This window comes from Liquorilactobacillus uvarum DSM 19971 (genome assembly GCF_001434935.1).
GTDB classification, from domain to species: domain Bacteria; phylum Bacillota; class Bacilli; order Lactobacillales; family Lactobacillaceae; genus Liquorilactobacillus; species Liquorilactobacillus uvarum.
The window spans coordinates 103350-119597 of sequence record NZ_AZEG01000002.1 but is presented as its reverse complement, the minus strand read 5'-3'; the positions used below and the strand labels follow the sequence as shown (position 1 = coordinate 119597).

Here is a 16248-nt window from a genome sequence, read left to right as displayed (position 1 = left end):
AAAGGCAGGATCTAATATGATGGGGACAGCAGCTACAGCTAAAAGCAGGCAATTTGAAGAAGAAGTCCTGTTAACTAAGAATTTAAAAGTTTTTTATGGACAACAAGAGATTCTTCATGGTATTAATGTGAATTTTCGAAAAAATGCAGTTACTTCGTTAATTGGACCATCTGGAGCTGGGAAGACGACTTTTCTTAACGCATTGAATAGATTAGATGAACGAAAAACTACAATTACGGGAGAAATATTTTATCATGGACTTGATATAAATGGTCCAGAGATAGATGTTTATAAATTAAGAACCCATATTGGAATGCTTTTTCAGGAAGCACATGTTTTTGAAATGTCGATTTATGATAATATCGCGTTTCCTTTGAAATGCCATGGAATAAAAGATGAATCAAAATTAAGACAGATTATAGAAAAGAGCCTTACTAAAGCGGGTTTATGGAAGAAAGTTAAGGACAAGTTGAAACAAAGTGCACGCTTGCTATCTAAGAGTCAAGCTCAGCAACTATGCTTAGCCCGTGCTTTAGCCTTAGAGCCAGAGGTCTTGTTACTAGATGAAGCGACAAGTCTGCTAGATCCAGTGGCAACTAATACTGTTGAAAATGTTTTACGTACATTGAAAAAGAAAACAACAGTCATTTGGATAACACATAATCTTTCTCAAGCTGCTCGCATTTCTGATGATACTGTTTTTTTTGATAAAGGGGTGCTTGTTGAGAAGGGAAGAACAAAAGAAGTTTTTACGTATCCCAAATCAGTAAGGACAGATAATTACTTGTCTCATAATTTGAGAAGATGAAATAACCGTTTTTACAAATTAAATATGTTGAGGTTGTGATAAGAAGTGATATTAATATCGCGGAAATAATGGTTAGTTTGATTGCCCCAAGTTAAAAGTATACAATCATATTTATTAACTTAGTTGTTTTTTTGTGATTATTATTTTATATCTTGAACAAAGTTTGGAGGTGGCAATATGCGGGATACTTTTGAAAAAGAATTGAATAAGTTACATGTTCTTTTTGCAGACATGGGAATGATGGTCAATGAAGCAATTTCACATTCTGTCAAAGCTTTTTCTGACCACGACAATAAATTGGCGCATGAAGTTATTTTAAAAGATAAAAAAATCAATGAATGTGAAAATGAACTCGAAAAACTGACACTTGAATTAATAGCATTATATCAACCTGTAACCTCTGACTTGCGTGAGGTGATTACAGTATTGAAGGCCAGTTCAGACATTGAACGAATTGGTGATCATGCAGTCAGTATTTCACGAGCAACAATCAAAATGAAGGGAACGCAAAGAATTCCTGAGATTGAGGTTGAAATTGCTAAAATGGGGAAACTGGCGTGTACAATGGTTGAAAATGTATTGGATGCCTATATTAAGAGTGACGAAAAAAATGCATATCGAGTTGCTGACGATGATCAAAAATTGGATGATGCACTTGAGCGAATTAGAAACAAATGTATTAAATTTATGCAGAATGATCCCGAAACAATTGTTAGCGGATCATATTATACGCTCGTTGCAACTTACCTTGAACGAATTGGCGATTACGTCACAAATGTTTGTGAGTGGGTTATTTTTTTAAAAAAGGGTAAGATAGTTGAACTAAATCCTAGTAACAAAGATGAAAGGTAAAAATTATTTATTTTTGTTAAAATTGTAGTCAACTAAGATAGGTAATTTGCTTAAAAAAAAACAACAATGTAGAATCAACAGTAGGTAACAAATTGTAGGAGGGGTACTATGAATAAAAATAGGAAAATCAGACGCTCACGTGATCGTCTTATTGCAGGAGTATGTGCCGGGCTCGCAGAATACTTTAAGATTAATCCCTGGGTTATTCGCGGATTATTCATTATCTTATTGATTATCCCACATATTCAATTTCTGGCTTTTTGTATTTATGTTGTTTTAATTGGCATTATGCCAGCACCAAAGGATAGTTTCTTTTCAAATTTTAATACTTTATTTGGAAAAGGCAAAGAAGCTGACATACACAAAAATAAACGTTCTGCGAGTGGCAGACGTATAATAAAAGATGTACATGAACGAGATATTCATTAAGAAATACAACAAAAATTTATGGAGGAATAGGTATGTCGTTTTTGCAACGCACAGTAATAAATGCAGTCGTTTTTATGGCAACTGCTGGTTTTTTTCCCCAGTATTTTCAAGTTTCGAGCATTTGGGTTTCCTTTATTGCAGCTGCAGTATTAGGAATTTTAAATATGTTTGTAAAACCCATCTTTGTAATATTATCATTACCAATTACATTTATGACGCTTGGATTTTTCTATTTGGTGATCAACGCTTTTATGCTTGAGTTAACTTCAATTTTAATTGGAGATACATTTAGATTTGCAAATTTTGGGGCAGCGTTTATGATTGCGCTTGTTCTGAGCGGGGTTAATTTGGTAATAACAAATTATAGAAGCTCAATTTAGGGTAATGAAAACGGTTCAAAATGTTAAAATGCTGTGCTATGATTTTAACAAAAACCCGCTTAATGCAGGGTTGATTAGATACTTAATAGGAGGGTCATCGATTGAGTAATGATGTAAATGTTGAAAGTTTGGCGAAGGCAGCAGGAATGTCAGTTTATACGGGTGCAACTATTTTGAACCAAAAAGTGATAACAACAAGTGATATCTCTCGGCCGGGATTGGAATTAACGGGGTATTTTGATTATTACCCAGCGGAGCGTATCCAGCTTTTAGGAATGACAGAAATTTCATATGCGCGCAAAATGACGATGGAGTCACGGACAAAAGTCATGCAAAAGCTTTGTGAAGATCCGATAACTCCATGTTTTGTGATTTCACGTTACTTACCTGTTCCTGAAGAACTTGAAGTTGCGGCTAAAGAAAATGGTATCCCTGTTTTACGTTCTAAACTTTCAACTACACGAGTATTGTCAAAAATGACAGATTTTTTAGAATCACAGTTAGCTGAAAGAAAATCTATGCATGGTGTTTTGGTTGATATTTATGGGCTCGGTGTGCTAATAACCGGTGATTCGGGTGTTGGAAAATCTGAAACGGCTCTGGACTTAATCAAAAGGGGCCATCGCTTAATTGCTGATGATCGTGTAGAGGTTTATCAAAAAGATGAGCAGACAATTGTTGGTGAGGCGCCTAAGATTTTAAATCATTTATTAGAAATAAGAGGAATAGGCATAATCGATGTCATGAATCTTTTTGGAGCAGGTGCTGTGCGAGCTGAGACCGATATCTCATTAATCGTCCATTTAGAAAATTGGAGCCCGGATAAGCAGTTTGATCGCCTGGGCAGTGGAGAGCAGAAAGTCCGCCTTTTTGATGTGGATATTCCTAAGATAACTATTCCTGTCAAAATTGGACGAAATCTTGCAATCATTATCGAAGCGGCTGCAATGAATTATCGAGCTCGAACGATGGGATATGATGCGACTGAAGCTTTTGAAAATAATCTGAACAGTTTGATCAAGAATAATTCTAATTGATGTTAGGGAAAGAGTGACGTAAGTGAAGTCTTTTTTGTTGGGGGTTTTGAACCCAATTGCATTTACTTTAGGACCGATTGAAATTCATTGGTATGGTATTATTATTGCCAGTGCAGTGGTACTGGCAGTGTATCTTTCTGTGAAGGAAGGAAAGAAAAGGGGTATCGCTGAAGACAATATATATGACATGCTTTTGTGGGCACTCCCATTTTCTATTATTTCTGCTCGTATCTACTATGTTGTTTTCCAATGGAACTATTACTCAAATCATTTAAGTGAAATTTATCGCATTTGGGATGGTGGAATAGCAATTTATGGGGCATTGATCGGGGCATTGATTACTGTAATTGTTTTTTGCCGCAAACGGAAAATTCCTTCTTTCCTTATGTTGGATGTTATAGCGCCTACAGTTATTATGGCCCAAGGTATCGGACGTTGGGGCAATTTTATGAATCAAGAAGCGTATGGAGCCGTCACATCACTGGCTTTTTTACAGAAGTTGCGCATCCCTTCATTTATTATTCAGCAGATGAATATCCATGGAGCTTATCGGCAACCGACCTTTTTGTATGAATCACTTTGGGATCTTACCGGTTTTGTGGTTTTGCTCTGTCTTAGACAACGAGTACACTTGTTTAAACGTGGCGAGGTCTTCTTTAGCTATGTTATATGGTATTCCTTTGGAAGATTCTTTATCGAACAAATGCGTACAGATAGTTTGATGCTAGGTGCATTGCGTGTTTCGCAATGGTTGTCAGTGCTATTGTTTATCGGTGTGATTGCATTATGGATTTTACGGCGTTATTGGAAACCGCTTGAACCTTGGTATACTGAAGGAATTACGAAGTTTGATAAATAATTAGGAGTGGTTTTGGTGTGTAAGAAAGTAGCAGTTATCGGAGCAGGATCATGGGGTAGTATCTTAGCAAATATCTTAGTAATGAACGGGAACAAGGTATGTATATGGTCACGGAGAAAAAAACAAGTTGACGAATTAAACAACCAGCATACAAATCACCATTATTTATCAGATTTCACGTATGACAGGCGTCTAATCGCTTCTGAAGACATGGCTAAAGTACTTGAAGATGCAAGTACGGTTTTATTCGCCGTACCCACAAAAGCAATGCGTTCGGTTGCGGCAGATGTAGCAACTATTTTAAAAGAAAAAAAACTCAAGCCAGTTATTGTCCATGCAAGTAAGGGATTGGAACTGAGAACACATAAAAGAATATCGGAGATAATTAGTGAAGAAATTGCTGCAGAAAATCGCAAGGGGATCGTTGCACTTTCTGGTCCGAGTCATGCAGAAGAAGTTGCAAAAAAGGACATAACACTTGTGACAGCTGCCTCTGAGGACTTAACGAGTGCTAAAAATGTGCAAAAGTTGTTTATGAATAACTATTTTCGTGTTTATACAAATACAGATATTATCGGTGTTGAACTAGGTGCAGCCTTTAAAAACATTATAGCTTTAGGAGCAGGTGCTTTGCATGGCTTAGGATATGGTGATGATGCTAAAGCAGCTTTAATGACCCGTGGACTTGCTGAAATAGCTCGCCTAGGGATAGCACTTGGTGCTGATCCGTTAACATTTATTGGTTTATCAGGTGTCGGAGATCTGATTGTCACTTGTACAAGTATTCACTCACGTAATTGGCGTGCAGGAAATCAGCTAGGACAAGGTGAAGCTTTACAAGATGTTATCACAAATATGGGCATGGTAATCGAAGGCCTCAGTACAACTAAAGCAGCTTATGAATTGGCTGCCCAAGAAAAAATTGAAATGCCTATTACAACCGCAATCTACCAAGTTCTTTATGAAAACAAGGATATCAGGCAGGCTATCTCAGATCTGATGCAGCGTGAAGGACGATCAGAGTAGTGATTGGACCAAAATTTAATTTTTTTTGAAATAGAAACAAATAGTTAGATTACTTACATAAAGTAAGTTATACTTAGTAACATTGAAAAACATAATTGATTGAAAGAGGGTTTTACACAAGTGGTGAAGAAATATGACGTGATTGTTATAGGTGCAGGTCCAGGCGGGATGACTGCTGCATTGTATGCTTCCCGTGCAAATCTTTCTGTTTTGATGCTAGATCGTGGAATCTATGGTGGTCAAATGAACAATACGGCTGAGGTGGAGAATTATCCGGGATTTAAATCTATTCTAGGACCTGACTTAGCAAAAGAGATGTATGAGAGTTCAACGCAATTTGATGCTGAATATGCATATGGAAATGTCGAAAAAATAACGGTTGCTGCTGATAATGCTAAAATCGTTAAAACTGATAGTGATGAGTATGCAGCAAAGGCACTTATTATTGCTACAGGATCGCAGTATAAAAAACTTGGCGTTCCAGGTGAAGATGAGTATGGTGGGCGCGGTGTTTCTTACTGTGCGGTTTGTGATGGGGCTTTTTTCCGTGATCGGGAGGTTATCGTTGTTGGTGGTGGTGATTCCGCCATTGAGGAAGGTTCTTATCTGACTCAATTGGTAAAAAAGGTTGATGTTGTTCACCGACGAGATGAACTGCGAGCACAAAAAATACTTCAGGATCGTGCATTTGCAAATCCTAAAATAGATTTTACATGGGATACGATCGTCACTGAAATTGAAGGTGATGGCCAAAAGGTGACTGGGGTGAAGACACATAATAAAAAAACTGGTCAAGATACAGAAGTATCAATCAGCGGAGTCTTTATTTATGTTGGTGTCGAACCAATGACTGAACCTTTCCAGAAACTCGGAATTACCGATGAAGAAGGCTGGATTAAAACAAATGAAAAAATGGAAACAGCAGTTTCAGGAATTTTTGCAATTGGTGATGTGCGTAAAAAGGAGCTGCGTCAAATAACAACTGCTGTCGGTGATGGAAGTATAGCTGGTCAAGGAGTCTTTAGCTACATTGAATCATTAAAAGACTAAGAACAAAAGTTATTAGCAGAACTTATTAGATGTCGATGTCTTGAACAAGTGAATTAAATAAATAAGTCTATAAAATAAATTTTTAATAAAGATGCAGAGGCAGATAGTCATAGTTAAATTCTTTAATTTAATTTTGCATATCTGCCTCTTTTTATATTCTCCTAGTTGCTAGATTTTTAAATCAGATATATTATAGAAATGGTTTACAAGGCTGTGTTATATGAGTTGTAAGGATATGAACTAAAGAATTGGGTGGCAATTGAGAATTTATCTTTTTAGAGATCCAAGGGTTTAATAAAGGTTTTATCATTTTTTGAATAAAAACGTTTTATTTTATAGTATACTGTGGGTAGATAAAATTAGGAGTGATTATGTGAACTGGGAAAAAACATATAAAAAATGGGCTGATTATCAGGGATTGGAAGAATCATTAAGAGAAGAACTGAATGAGCTTAAGGATAATAAAGATGCATTAGAAGATGCATTTTATGCACCTTTGGAGTTTGGGACTGCAGGTATGCGTGGTGTTATCGGAGTCGGTGTTAACCGAATGAACATTTATACTGTCCGTCAAGCAACTGAAGGACTCGCTTTATTTATGGATACACTGGATGATGAAACTAAAAAGCGCGGGGTTGCGATCAGTTTTGATTCGCGTCACCATTCAAAAGACTTTGCACATCAAGCAGCTCGTGTTCTTGGGGCACATGGAATACCCAGCTATGTCTTTGAAAGCTTGCGGCCAACACCAGAGCTATCCTTTACTGTGCGCAACTTGCACACCTATGCGGGAATTATGGTAACAGCTAGTCATAATCCTAAGCAATACAATGGTTATAAGATCTATGGTGAAGATGGTGGCCAGATGCCACCAGAAGAATCAAATATGATTACAAAGTTTGTTCGTCAAGCAAGTGATTTATTTGGTATAGAAGTTGCTGATGAAAAAGAGCTTCTTAAAAATAATTCAATGCAAATTATCGGTTCTGAAGTAGATCAGGCTTACCTAGCTGAAGTTAAAAAAGTAACTATTGATCAACAACTTGTCGCAAAAGAAGGCAAAACGATGAAGTTGATCTTCTCACCACTGCATGGAACGGGAGCTATGCTCGGAGAAAAGGCATTGCAGCAAGCTGGATTTGCTAATTTTACGATGGTCCCTGAACAAGCCAAGGCAGATCCTGAGTTTTCAACAGTTAAAAAACCTAATCCAGAAGATCCCGCGGCTTTTGATTTATCAATTGCTTTAGGTAAAAAAGAGGATGCTGATCTGTTAATAGCTGTTGATCCGGATGCTGATCGTTTAGGAGCGGCTGTGCGGCAGCCTTCAGGGGAATATCAACTGCTGACAGGAAACCAGATAGCCGCCTTGATGCTGGATTATATTTTGACTGCACGTCAGGAAAATAATAAACTGCCAAAAAACGCAGCTGTTGTTAAGTCAATCGTATCAAGTGAATTTGCAACTGCGATTGCTCGCAATTATGATACACAGATGATTAACGTTCTAACCGGTTTTAAATTTATTGCTGAACAAATCAAACATTTTGAAGAAACAAGTGAGCATACTTTTGTTTTTGGTTTCGAAGAAAGCTACGGTTATCTGGTAAGGCCATTTGTTCGTGATAAAGATGCTATTCAATCGCTTGTGATGTTGGCTGAAGTTGCGGCTTACTACAAGGAACAAGGAAAGAATTTATACGATGGCCTGCAAGCTTTGTTCGAGAAGTATGGCTATTTTGCGGAGAAAACAATTGCTTTAACGTTCGATGGTGTTGAAGGTGCGCAAGAAATTAAGGACTTGATGACAAAATTCCGCAAAAATGCACCTGCAAGCTTCGCTGATGTTGAAGTTGTTGCCATGGAGGACTTTTTAAACTCTGAAAAACATACCAAAAATGGCAAAGTAAGCCCAATTGCTCTACCAAAGTCAAATGTACTTAAATATTTATTAGCGGATGGATCATGGATAGCTGTGCGGCCTTCAGGGACTGAACCTAAGATCAAGTTTTATGTTGGAACTCAGGGCGATTCACAAACTGAGTCTCTTGATAAGAGACAAGCGTTTGAAGATGCGATAAATACATTTATTCAAAAATAATTATTTACCTTGGACTATTTGTACAGAAGAGGAAAACGAATTAAAGTTCGCATTTCCTCTTTTTGTATATATTTAGAAGAGCAGAGAGAAAGGAAGCTAATAATTGAATACTATACAAAGAAGAATAGCAATTAAAGATGAATTGCATAATCAAAAGTTGCTTAGTGCCAATCAATTAGCAAGAAAATATGGTGTTAGCCGCCAGACAGTTGTCGGAGACATTGCTCTTTTACGTGCTCAGGGAGAGCCGATCGTATCAACTGTAAATGGGTATAAGTACCAAGAAGAGAGTACATCCTATCACGGTGTCGTTGTGTGTCAGCATACATTTGACCAAACAAGAGCAGAGCTGGAAAGCATCATTTCCTTAAAAGGTGAGGTAGTTGATGTGTTGATTGAACACAGTGTTTACGGGCAGATTGTTGGGACATTAGGTTTAGCAACCCAATCAGATATTAATGATTTCATGAGTCGCGTAAAAAATGAAAATCATAAGTTACTTGCGAGTTTGACCAATGGAATTCATTTGCATAACATCAGTTGCAAAGACGAAGAAACGTTTAATAAAATTCAACACCGACTGGATGAACTAGGATTTCTATATCATGACAAGACTTGACAAAGGCTGAATGCAGGTATAATTTTAAACTATTAATGTCTTGACACCCTTTTTGTGAGGGAAAAGTTATTGGAGGAAACAGATGAAAACGAGAAATTTGTCTTTGCTGCTGGATTTGTATGAGTTGACAATGGCTAATGGCTTTTTTAGAGAACAGCCGGAAAAAATTGGTTATTTCGACTTATATTTTCGCAAGATTCCTGATAAAGGTGGGCTAGTGGTCTATGCGGGTCTGGCACAAGTTATCAATTATTTAGATGAGCTACATTTTAGCGATTCGGATATTGAATACTTGAAAGATTTGAACATTTTTGATGATGCCTTTTTGGAATATCTTCATGATTTTGATTTTAAATGTGATGTGTGGTCGGTTGAGGAGGGAACACCTGTTTTTCCCAATGAGCCATTATTGACAGTCAGAGGTCCATTAGTACAGGTACAATTACTTGAAACAATGTTATTGAATATTGTTAATCATGAATCACTGATTGCGACTAAAGCCCGCCGAATTTGTATGGTTGCTAGGAATCGTCCTGTCATGGAGTTCGGATCACGGCGTGCCCAAGGAGCTGATGCAGCTACGTATGGGGCTAGGGCAGCTGTCATTGGCGGATGTTCAGGCACAGCTAATGTCTTGAGTGCTAAACTATTTGGATTGAAACCTCTTGGAACAATGGCACACAGTTGGATTCAGTCGTTTTCAAGTGAGCGTGCGGCTTTTCAAGCTTGGATGAAAGTCTATCCGCATAACTGCTTACTACTAGTCGATACTTATGATGTTTTAAAGTCTGGTGTACCTAATGCTATCCGAATTTTTAAAGAATTAAAAAAGATGGGAATAAGTGATCATATCGGAGTGCGTATCGACTCAGGTGATATTACAGTGTTGACACAAAAAGCACGCAAATTGCTCGATGATGCAGGGTTTAAGAATGCAACAATCACGGTTTCAAATGCTTTGGATGAAGATGTTATTCAAAATGTTTTGGAAGAAGGGGCATCAATTGATAGTTTTGGTGTCGGTGAGAAATTAATTACAGCATCATCAGATCCAGTTTTGAGCGGTGTTTATAAGTTAGTGGCAACACAGGAAAATGATGTAATAACACCTAAAATAAAATTAAGTAATACAGTTGAAAAAACTACTATTCCAGGTTTTAAACGATTGTATCGATTATATGATGAAGAAAAAAGGGCACGTGGTGATTTGTTGTGCTTGGACTCTGAAAAAGTAAAAGAAAGCAGCAATATTTATAATTCTGATCCAAACAAAACACAGCATGTAAAGCAGCTCCATTCATGGCAATTAAAACCATTGCAAGTCCAAATTTTTAAAGAAGGTACATTAATTTACCGAACACCTAAAACAATGGAAATTCAGGCTTTTTCGAAAAAAGCAATTGCTGAATTGCCGTCATCATGCTTGCGATTGAAAAATCCTGATATTTATGATGTTTATTGGACAGGTCAGCTCAAAGATTTACGCTTAAAGATGATCGAAGAGTTTTCCTATTAAAACTGAAGTGTATGCGAAACGTGCGAAAGTATGTTCGCTGTGTTAAAATGAATAAGCGAGTAAATAGGCCGTGGCAGTCAATTGTCGTGGTCTTTTTGTAACTAAAAAGAGCACGGAGGCCAGATATTATGATAGAAAGACAGGTAGACCGGCATTTTGATATAGTTTCACCTTATCAGCCAACTGGTGATCAGCCGCAGGCTATTAAGAAGTTATCAGAAGGGATCAAGGAAGGGCATAAAGCTCAGGTTTTACTTGGGGCAACAGGAACAGGTAAAACATTTACGATTTCGAATGTGATAAAAAATGCTAATAAACCGACACTTGTTTTAGCACATAACAAGACTTTAGCTGGACAGCTTTATGGGGAATTCAAAGAGTTTTTTCCAAATAATGCTGTTGAGTATTTTGTCAGCTACTACGATTATTATCAGCCTGAGGCATACGTTCCTTCTAGTGATACTTATATTGAAAAGGATTCAAGTATTAACGATGAGATAGATAAGTTGCGGCATTCGGCGACAAGTTCTCTTTTAGAACGAAATGATGTAATAGTTGTAGCTTCGGTATCTTCAATTTTTGGATTAGGTGATCCGCATGAATATAAGGAACACACGCTTTCATTGAGAGTCGGACAAACACTAGATCGAGATACATTGTTGCGTCAACTGGTCGATATTCAGTTTGAACGAAATGATATTGATTTCCAGCGTGGTCGTTTCCGTGTGCACGGTGATATAGTCGAAATTTTTCCGGCCTCGCGGGATGAACGTGCATTGCGTATCGAATTTTTCGGAGATGAAATTGACCGAATACGTGAGGTTGACTCACTAACAGGTGAAATCATTGGTGATCGGAGCCATGTTTCAATTTTTCCTGCGACTCATTTTATGACCAATGATAACATTATGGATAAGGCAATTGCAGGAATTCAGTCTGAACTAGAGCAGCAACTCAAAAAGTTTAAACATGAGAATAAATTGCTTGAAGCACAGCGCCTGGAACAGCGTACAACCTATGATATTGAAATGTTAAGAGAAATGGGATATTGTTCAGGAATAGAAAATTATTCACGACATATGGATGGTCGAAAAGAAGGCGAACCACCTTATACTTTACTGGATTTCTTTCCTAAAGATTTTTTGATTGTAGTTGATGAGTCACATGTGACAATGCCTCAAGTTCGTGGGATGTACAATGGCGATCGTGCCCGTAAACAAATGCTGGTAGATTATGGATTCAGGCTTCCAAGCGCACTTGATAATCGACCGTTAACATTAAATGAATTTGAAAAACATGTTCACCAAATAGTTTATATGTCTGCGACTCCAGGGCCTTATGAACAGGCTCAAACAGATGAAATCATCCAGCAGATCATTCGACCAACCGGGTTGCTTGATCCTATAATTGAAGCCCGACCGATCATGGGTCAGATGGATGATCTTGTAGGTGAAATTAATAAGCGGGTTGAACGAAATGAACGTGTCTTTATAACAACACTTACAAAAAAGATGTCTGAAGATTTAACAGATTATTTGAAGGAATTGAGAATAAAGGTTAAATACCTACATTCAGATATAAAAACGTTGGAGAGAACTAAGATTGTTCGTGATTTACGTTTAGGAAAATTTGACGTCCTTGTAGGTATTAACCTCCTGCGTGAGGGAATCGATGTCCCAGAGGTCTCGTTAGTAGCGATTTTAGATGCTGATAAAGAGGGTTTTTTACGTAGTGAACGTTCACTTGTACAGACTATCGGACGAGCGGCACGTAATGAGAATGGGCGAGTTATAATGTATGCTGACAAGATAACCGATTCGATGAAAGCCGCAATTAACGAAACTAAAAGACGGCGTAGTATTCAAGAACATTATAATGAAGAACATCATATTATTCCAAAAACGATTAAGAAAAAAGTCCGTGATTTGATTTCAATAACTAAACCTGCTAAAAATAATGGGAAAAAGGAATCATTTACAGAATTAGAATTCAATGATCTAGAACGAGATGATCAAAAAGAAATGATCGGCAGGTTAGAGGAACAAATGAGAGCTGCAGCTAAAAAACTTGATTTTGAAGAAGCCGCAACCTTACGTGATACGATTATGGAATTAAAGGCGCAGATTGAATAGAGTTTGTAATGAAGGAAGGAAATGAAGAGTGGTACAAAATAAGATTGTGATTCACGGCGCCCGTGCGCATAATTTGAAAAATATTGATGTTACAATTCCTAAAAATAAGTTAGTTGTGATGACTGGTTTGTCAGGCTCTGGTAAAAGTTCATTGGCATTTGACACATTATATGCCGAAGGACAGCGAAGATATGTTGAGAGTCTGTCTGCTTATGCGCGGCAATTCTTGGGGCAAATGGATAAGCCAGATGTTGATTCAATTGATGGCTTATCCCCTGCAATTTCAATTGATCAAAAAACAACATCTAAAAATCCCCGATCGACTGTTGGAACAGTTACTGAGATAAATGATTATCTACGTCTTTTATGGGCTAGAGTTGGGACTCCAACTTGTCCCAATGACGGGCACAAGATAACGAGCCAATCGCCTGAACAAATGGTTGATCGAGTTTTACAATTACCGGAAAGAACTAAGATTCAAATTTTGTCACCAATCATCAGACAGAAAAAAGGCCAGCATAAAAAGATCTTTGAGAAGATAAAGCGTGAAGGATTTGTTCGTGTTCGCGTAGATGGAAAGATTTACGATATAGAAGACAAATTGGAACTGGATAAGAATAAAAAACATTCAATTGAAGTAGTAGTCGATAGAATTGTTGTCAAAAATGGAGTGCGCTCCCGTCTTTTTGATTCTTTTGAAGCTTCTCTGCGACTTTCTAAGGGCTATGCAAGCGCCGATATCATTGACGGAGAAATGCTGCAGTTTTCAGAAAATTTTTCGTGCCCTTATTGTGGTTTTTCAATCGGTGAATTAGAGCCACGTTTGTTTTCTTTTAATGCACCTTTTGGTGCTTGTCCTGATTGTGATGGTTTGGGTGTAAAGCTGGAAGTGGATAAAGATTTGGTCATCCCAAATCCACACAAAACACTAAATGAAGGTGTGATTGAGCCGTGGAACCCGATTAGTTCTAAATACTATCCTAGTTTACTTGAGCAGATGTGTGATGCTTTTGAAATTGATATGGACACACCTTTTACAGAATTAACACCTGCTGAGAAAGAAACTATTCTGTATGGTGCGGGTGACAAGATTTTTCATTTTCACTATGAGAATGATTTTGGCGGAGTTCGGGATGTTGATGTTCCTTTTGAAGGTGTTATTCCAAATATCAAAAGACGCTACCATGAAACGAATAGTGATTTTACACGTGATGTTATGCGTAAATATATGACAAGTCTGACTTGTCAAACTTGTCACGGTTATCGTCTTAACCAAAAGGCTTTGGCTGTTAAAATAGCTGGAAGGCATATTGGTGAAGTTTCAGATGATAATATCGCTGCAGCTTTGCATTTTTTTGAAAAAATAACTTTTAATGAGCAAGATACAGCGATCGCCCATCCAATTTTGAAGGAAATCAAAGATCGTCTGACATTTTTAATAAATGTTGGTTTAGAATATTTGACTTTGAGTCGTTCCGCACGCACTTTGTCTGGAGGTGAGGCACAGCGAATACGTTTAGCAACTCAAATTGGTTCTAATCTGTCAGGGGTTTTGTATATCTTAGATGAACCCTCAATCGGTCTGCATCAAAGAGATAACGATCGTTTGATCTCGTCCTTAAAAAAAATGCGTGATTTAGGCAACACACTGATTGTGGTAGAACATGATGAAGATACGATGCGAGCGGCAGATTATGTGATAGACATTGGACCTGGTGCGGGAAGTGATGGGGGAAATGTTATGGCAGCAGGGACCCCGAAACAAGTTGCTCGCTCACGCAAGTCCATTACCGGACAGTATTTATCTGGACGAGAATTTATTGCTGTACCTGAAGAACGACGATCTGGAAATGGTAAGTATTTGCGTATTAAGGGCGCGGCTGAAAACAATTTAAAGAAAATAGACGTTGATTTTCCCTTAGGCGAATTTATAGCAGTTACTGGTGTTTCTGGCTCAGGCAAGTCAACACTTATAAATATGATTTTGAAGCGTGCACTAGCTCAAAAGTTAAATGGCAATTCAGATAAACCCGGCAAATTTGAGAGGATTGAAGGGGTAGAAAACCTTGAAAAGGTAATCGACATTGATCAAAGTCCGATTGGCCGAACACCGCGGAGTAACCCCGCTACTTATACTAGTGTATTTGATGATGTGCGTGATTTGTTTGCTCAAACCAATGCTGCCAAAATGCGTGGTTATGGGAAAGGACGTTTTAGTTTTAATGTTAAAGGTGGTCGTTGTGAAGCTTGCAAGGGCGATGGAATAATAAAAATTGAAATGAATTTTCTACCAGATGTATATGTTCCATGCGAAGTTTGCCATGGTGCTAGATATAATTCTGAAACCTTAGAAATTCAATACAAAGATAAAAACATTGCACAAATTTTAGACATGACGGTTTTAGAAGCTTTAGAATTTTTTTCCGCCATTCCTAAAATCAGACGTAAATTACAAACAATTGTTGATGTGGGGCTTGGATATGTCAAGCTCGGGCAGCCGGCCACAACCTTATCTGGTGGTGAGGCGCAACGGATGAAACTAGCCTCGGAGTTGCATCGCAAATCTAACGGAAAGACATTCTATATTTTAGATGAACCAACTACTGGGTTGCACACTGATGACATCAGAAATTTATTAAATGTTCTGCAAAGACTTGTCGATAAAGGAAATACAGTTCTCGTAATCGAACATAATTTAGATGTTATAAAAACAGCAGATTACTTGATAGATCTTGGGCCTGAAGGCGGGGATGGTGGTGGAACTGTTGTTGCTGTGGGTAAACCTGAAGATGTTGAGGGTATCAAAGATAGTTACACGGGTAAATATTTGCATGCAGCACTAGTACGGGATCGAGAACGAAAGCATCGTTGAGGGGCTTGCTTTTTTGATTCAAAGTGCTTAGAGTAATGATATAGATTGGAGTGGATAGTGAATGGCAAAAGTTGAAAGTTTCGCATTAGATCATACGGCAGTCAAAGCTCCGTATGTTCGACTTATCACAGTTGAAGAGGGACATAAAGGTGATAAAATATCTAACTATGATTTGCGCTTAGTACAACCAAATGAAAATGCAATTCCAACTGCTGGCTTGCATACAATTGAACATATGCTTGCGGGTTACCTGCGGGATCGTTTAGACGGTGTGATCGATTGTTCTCCATTTGGTTGCCGGACAGGTTTTCATCTGATTACATGGGGTGAACATGACGCTGTAGAAGTTGCCAAGGCTTTGAAGGGTGCATTGCAAGATATTGAAAATTCAACTTGGGATGATGTTCAAGGAACTGATATTAAAAGTTGTGGCAATTACCGTGATCACTCGCTTTTTTCAGCCAAAGAATGGTGTCACAAGATTTTGAATGAAGGTATTTCTTCGGATCCTTTTGTTCGTAAGGTAGTTGAATAAAATCAGTTTTTGTTTGTGATAATGTTTTAATT

Annotated in this window: 14 protein-coding genes; all 14 read left to right on the top strand. The window is 37.8% G+C overall.

What is annotated here, in order from left to right:
- Nucleotides 1-19 precede the first annotated feature (19 nt).
- The 14 genes from FD20_RS01585 to FD20_RS01520 all read left to right on the top strand — a co-directional run bounded on the left by FD20_RS01585 (nt 20) and on the right by FD20_RS01520 (nt 16216).
- Entirely contained in the window at nt 20-808 is a 789-nt protein-coding gene (locus tag FD20_RS01585) for a phosphate ABC transporter ATP-binding protein (protein WP_235807689.1), read from the top strand.
- Between the two features lie 177 nt (nt 809-985).
- Nucleotides 986-1660 (top strand): phosphate signaling complex protein PhoU, encoded by a 675-nt coding sequence (phoU, locus tag FD20_RS01580; protein ID WP_057735826.1) that lies wholly within the window; start codon nt 986-988, stop codon nt 1658-1660.
- 108 nt (nt 1661-1768) lie between these two features.
- Entirely contained in the window at nt 1769-2089 is a 321-nt protein-coding gene (locus FD20_RS01575) for a PspC domain-containing protein (RefSeq protein WP_057735825.1), read from the top strand.
- 32 nt (nt 2090-2121) lie between these two features.
- Nucleotides 2122-2469: a phage holin family protein gene (locus tag FD20_RS01570; RefSeq protein WP_057735824.1), complete on the top strand. Its 348-nt coding sequence runs from the start codon at nt 2122-2124 to the stop codon at nt 2467-2469.
- A 146-nt stretch (nt 2470-2615) separates the two neighbouring features.
- Nucleotides 2616-3506: an HPr(Ser) kinase/phosphatase gene (gene hprK / locus FD20_RS01565; RefSeq protein WP_235807693.1), complete on the top strand. Its 891-nt coding sequence runs from the start codon at nt 2616-2618 to the stop codon at nt 3504-3506.
- Nucleotides 3507-3528: 22 nt separating this feature from the next.
- Nucleotides 3529-4365: a prolipoprotein diacylglyceryl transferase gene (gene lgt / locus FD20_RS01560; protein ID WP_057735822.1), complete on the top strand. Its 837-nt coding sequence runs from the start codon at nt 3529-3531 to the stop codon at nt 4363-4365.
- Between the two features lie 15 nt (nt 4366-4380).
- The gene (locus tag FD20_RS01555; RefSeq protein ID WP_057735821.1) at nt 4381-5391 is read left to right on the top strand and encodes an NAD(P)H-dependent glycerol-3-phosphate dehydrogenase; all 1011 of its coding nucleotides are present in this window, start codon (nt 4381-4383) and stop codon (nt 5389-5391) included.
- Nucleotides 5392-5511: 120 nt separating this feature from the next.
- Nucleotides 5512-6441: a thioredoxin-disulfide reductase gene (gene trxB, locus FD20_RS01550; RefSeq protein ID WP_057735820.1), complete on the top strand. Its 930-nt coding sequence runs from the start codon at nt 5512-5514 to the stop codon at nt 6439-6441.
- 373 nt (nt 6442-6814) lie between these two features.
- The gene (locus tag FD20_RS01545) at nt 6815-8542 is read left to right on the top strand and encodes a phospho-sugar mutase (protein ID WP_057735819.1); all 1728 of its coding nucleotides are present in this window, start codon (nt 6815-6817) and stop codon (nt 8540-8542) included.
- A gap of 103 nt (nt 8543-8645) precedes the next feature.
- Complete coding sequence (locus tag FD20_RS01540; protein WP_083489004.1) at nt 8646-9161, top strand: transcription repressor NadR; 516 nt, start codon at nt 8646-8648, stop codon at nt 9159-9161.
- A gap of 82 nt (nt 9162-9243) precedes the next feature.
- Nucleotides 9244-10677 carry a nicotinate phosphoribosyltransferase gene (locus FD20_RS01535; RefSeq protein ID WP_057735818.1) on the top strand — a complete coding sequence of 478 codons (1434 nt, stop codon included), beginning with the start codon at nt 9244-9246 and terminating at the stop codon, nt 10675-10677.
- 128 nt (nt 10678-10805) lie between these two features.
- Nucleotides 10806-12809: an excinuclease ABC subunit UvrB gene (uvrB, locus tag FD20_RS01530; RefSeq protein WP_057735817.1), complete on the top strand. Its 2004-nt coding sequence runs from the start codon at nt 10806-10808 to the stop codon at nt 12807-12809.
- A gap of 28 nt (nt 12810-12837) precedes the next feature.
- Nucleotides 12838-15681 (top strand): excinuclease ABC subunit UvrA, encoded by a 2844-nt coding sequence (gene uvrA / locus FD20_RS01525; protein WP_057735816.1) that lies wholly within the window; start codon nt 12838-12840, stop codon nt 15679-15681.
- Between the two features lie 61 nt (nt 15682-15742).
- Nucleotides 15743-16216: an S-ribosylhomocysteine lyase gene (locus tag FD20_RS01520; RefSeq protein WP_057735815.1), complete on the top strand. Its 474-nt coding sequence runs from the start codon at nt 15743-15745 to the stop codon at nt 16214-16216.
- Nucleotides 16217-16248: the final 32 nt, after the last annotated feature.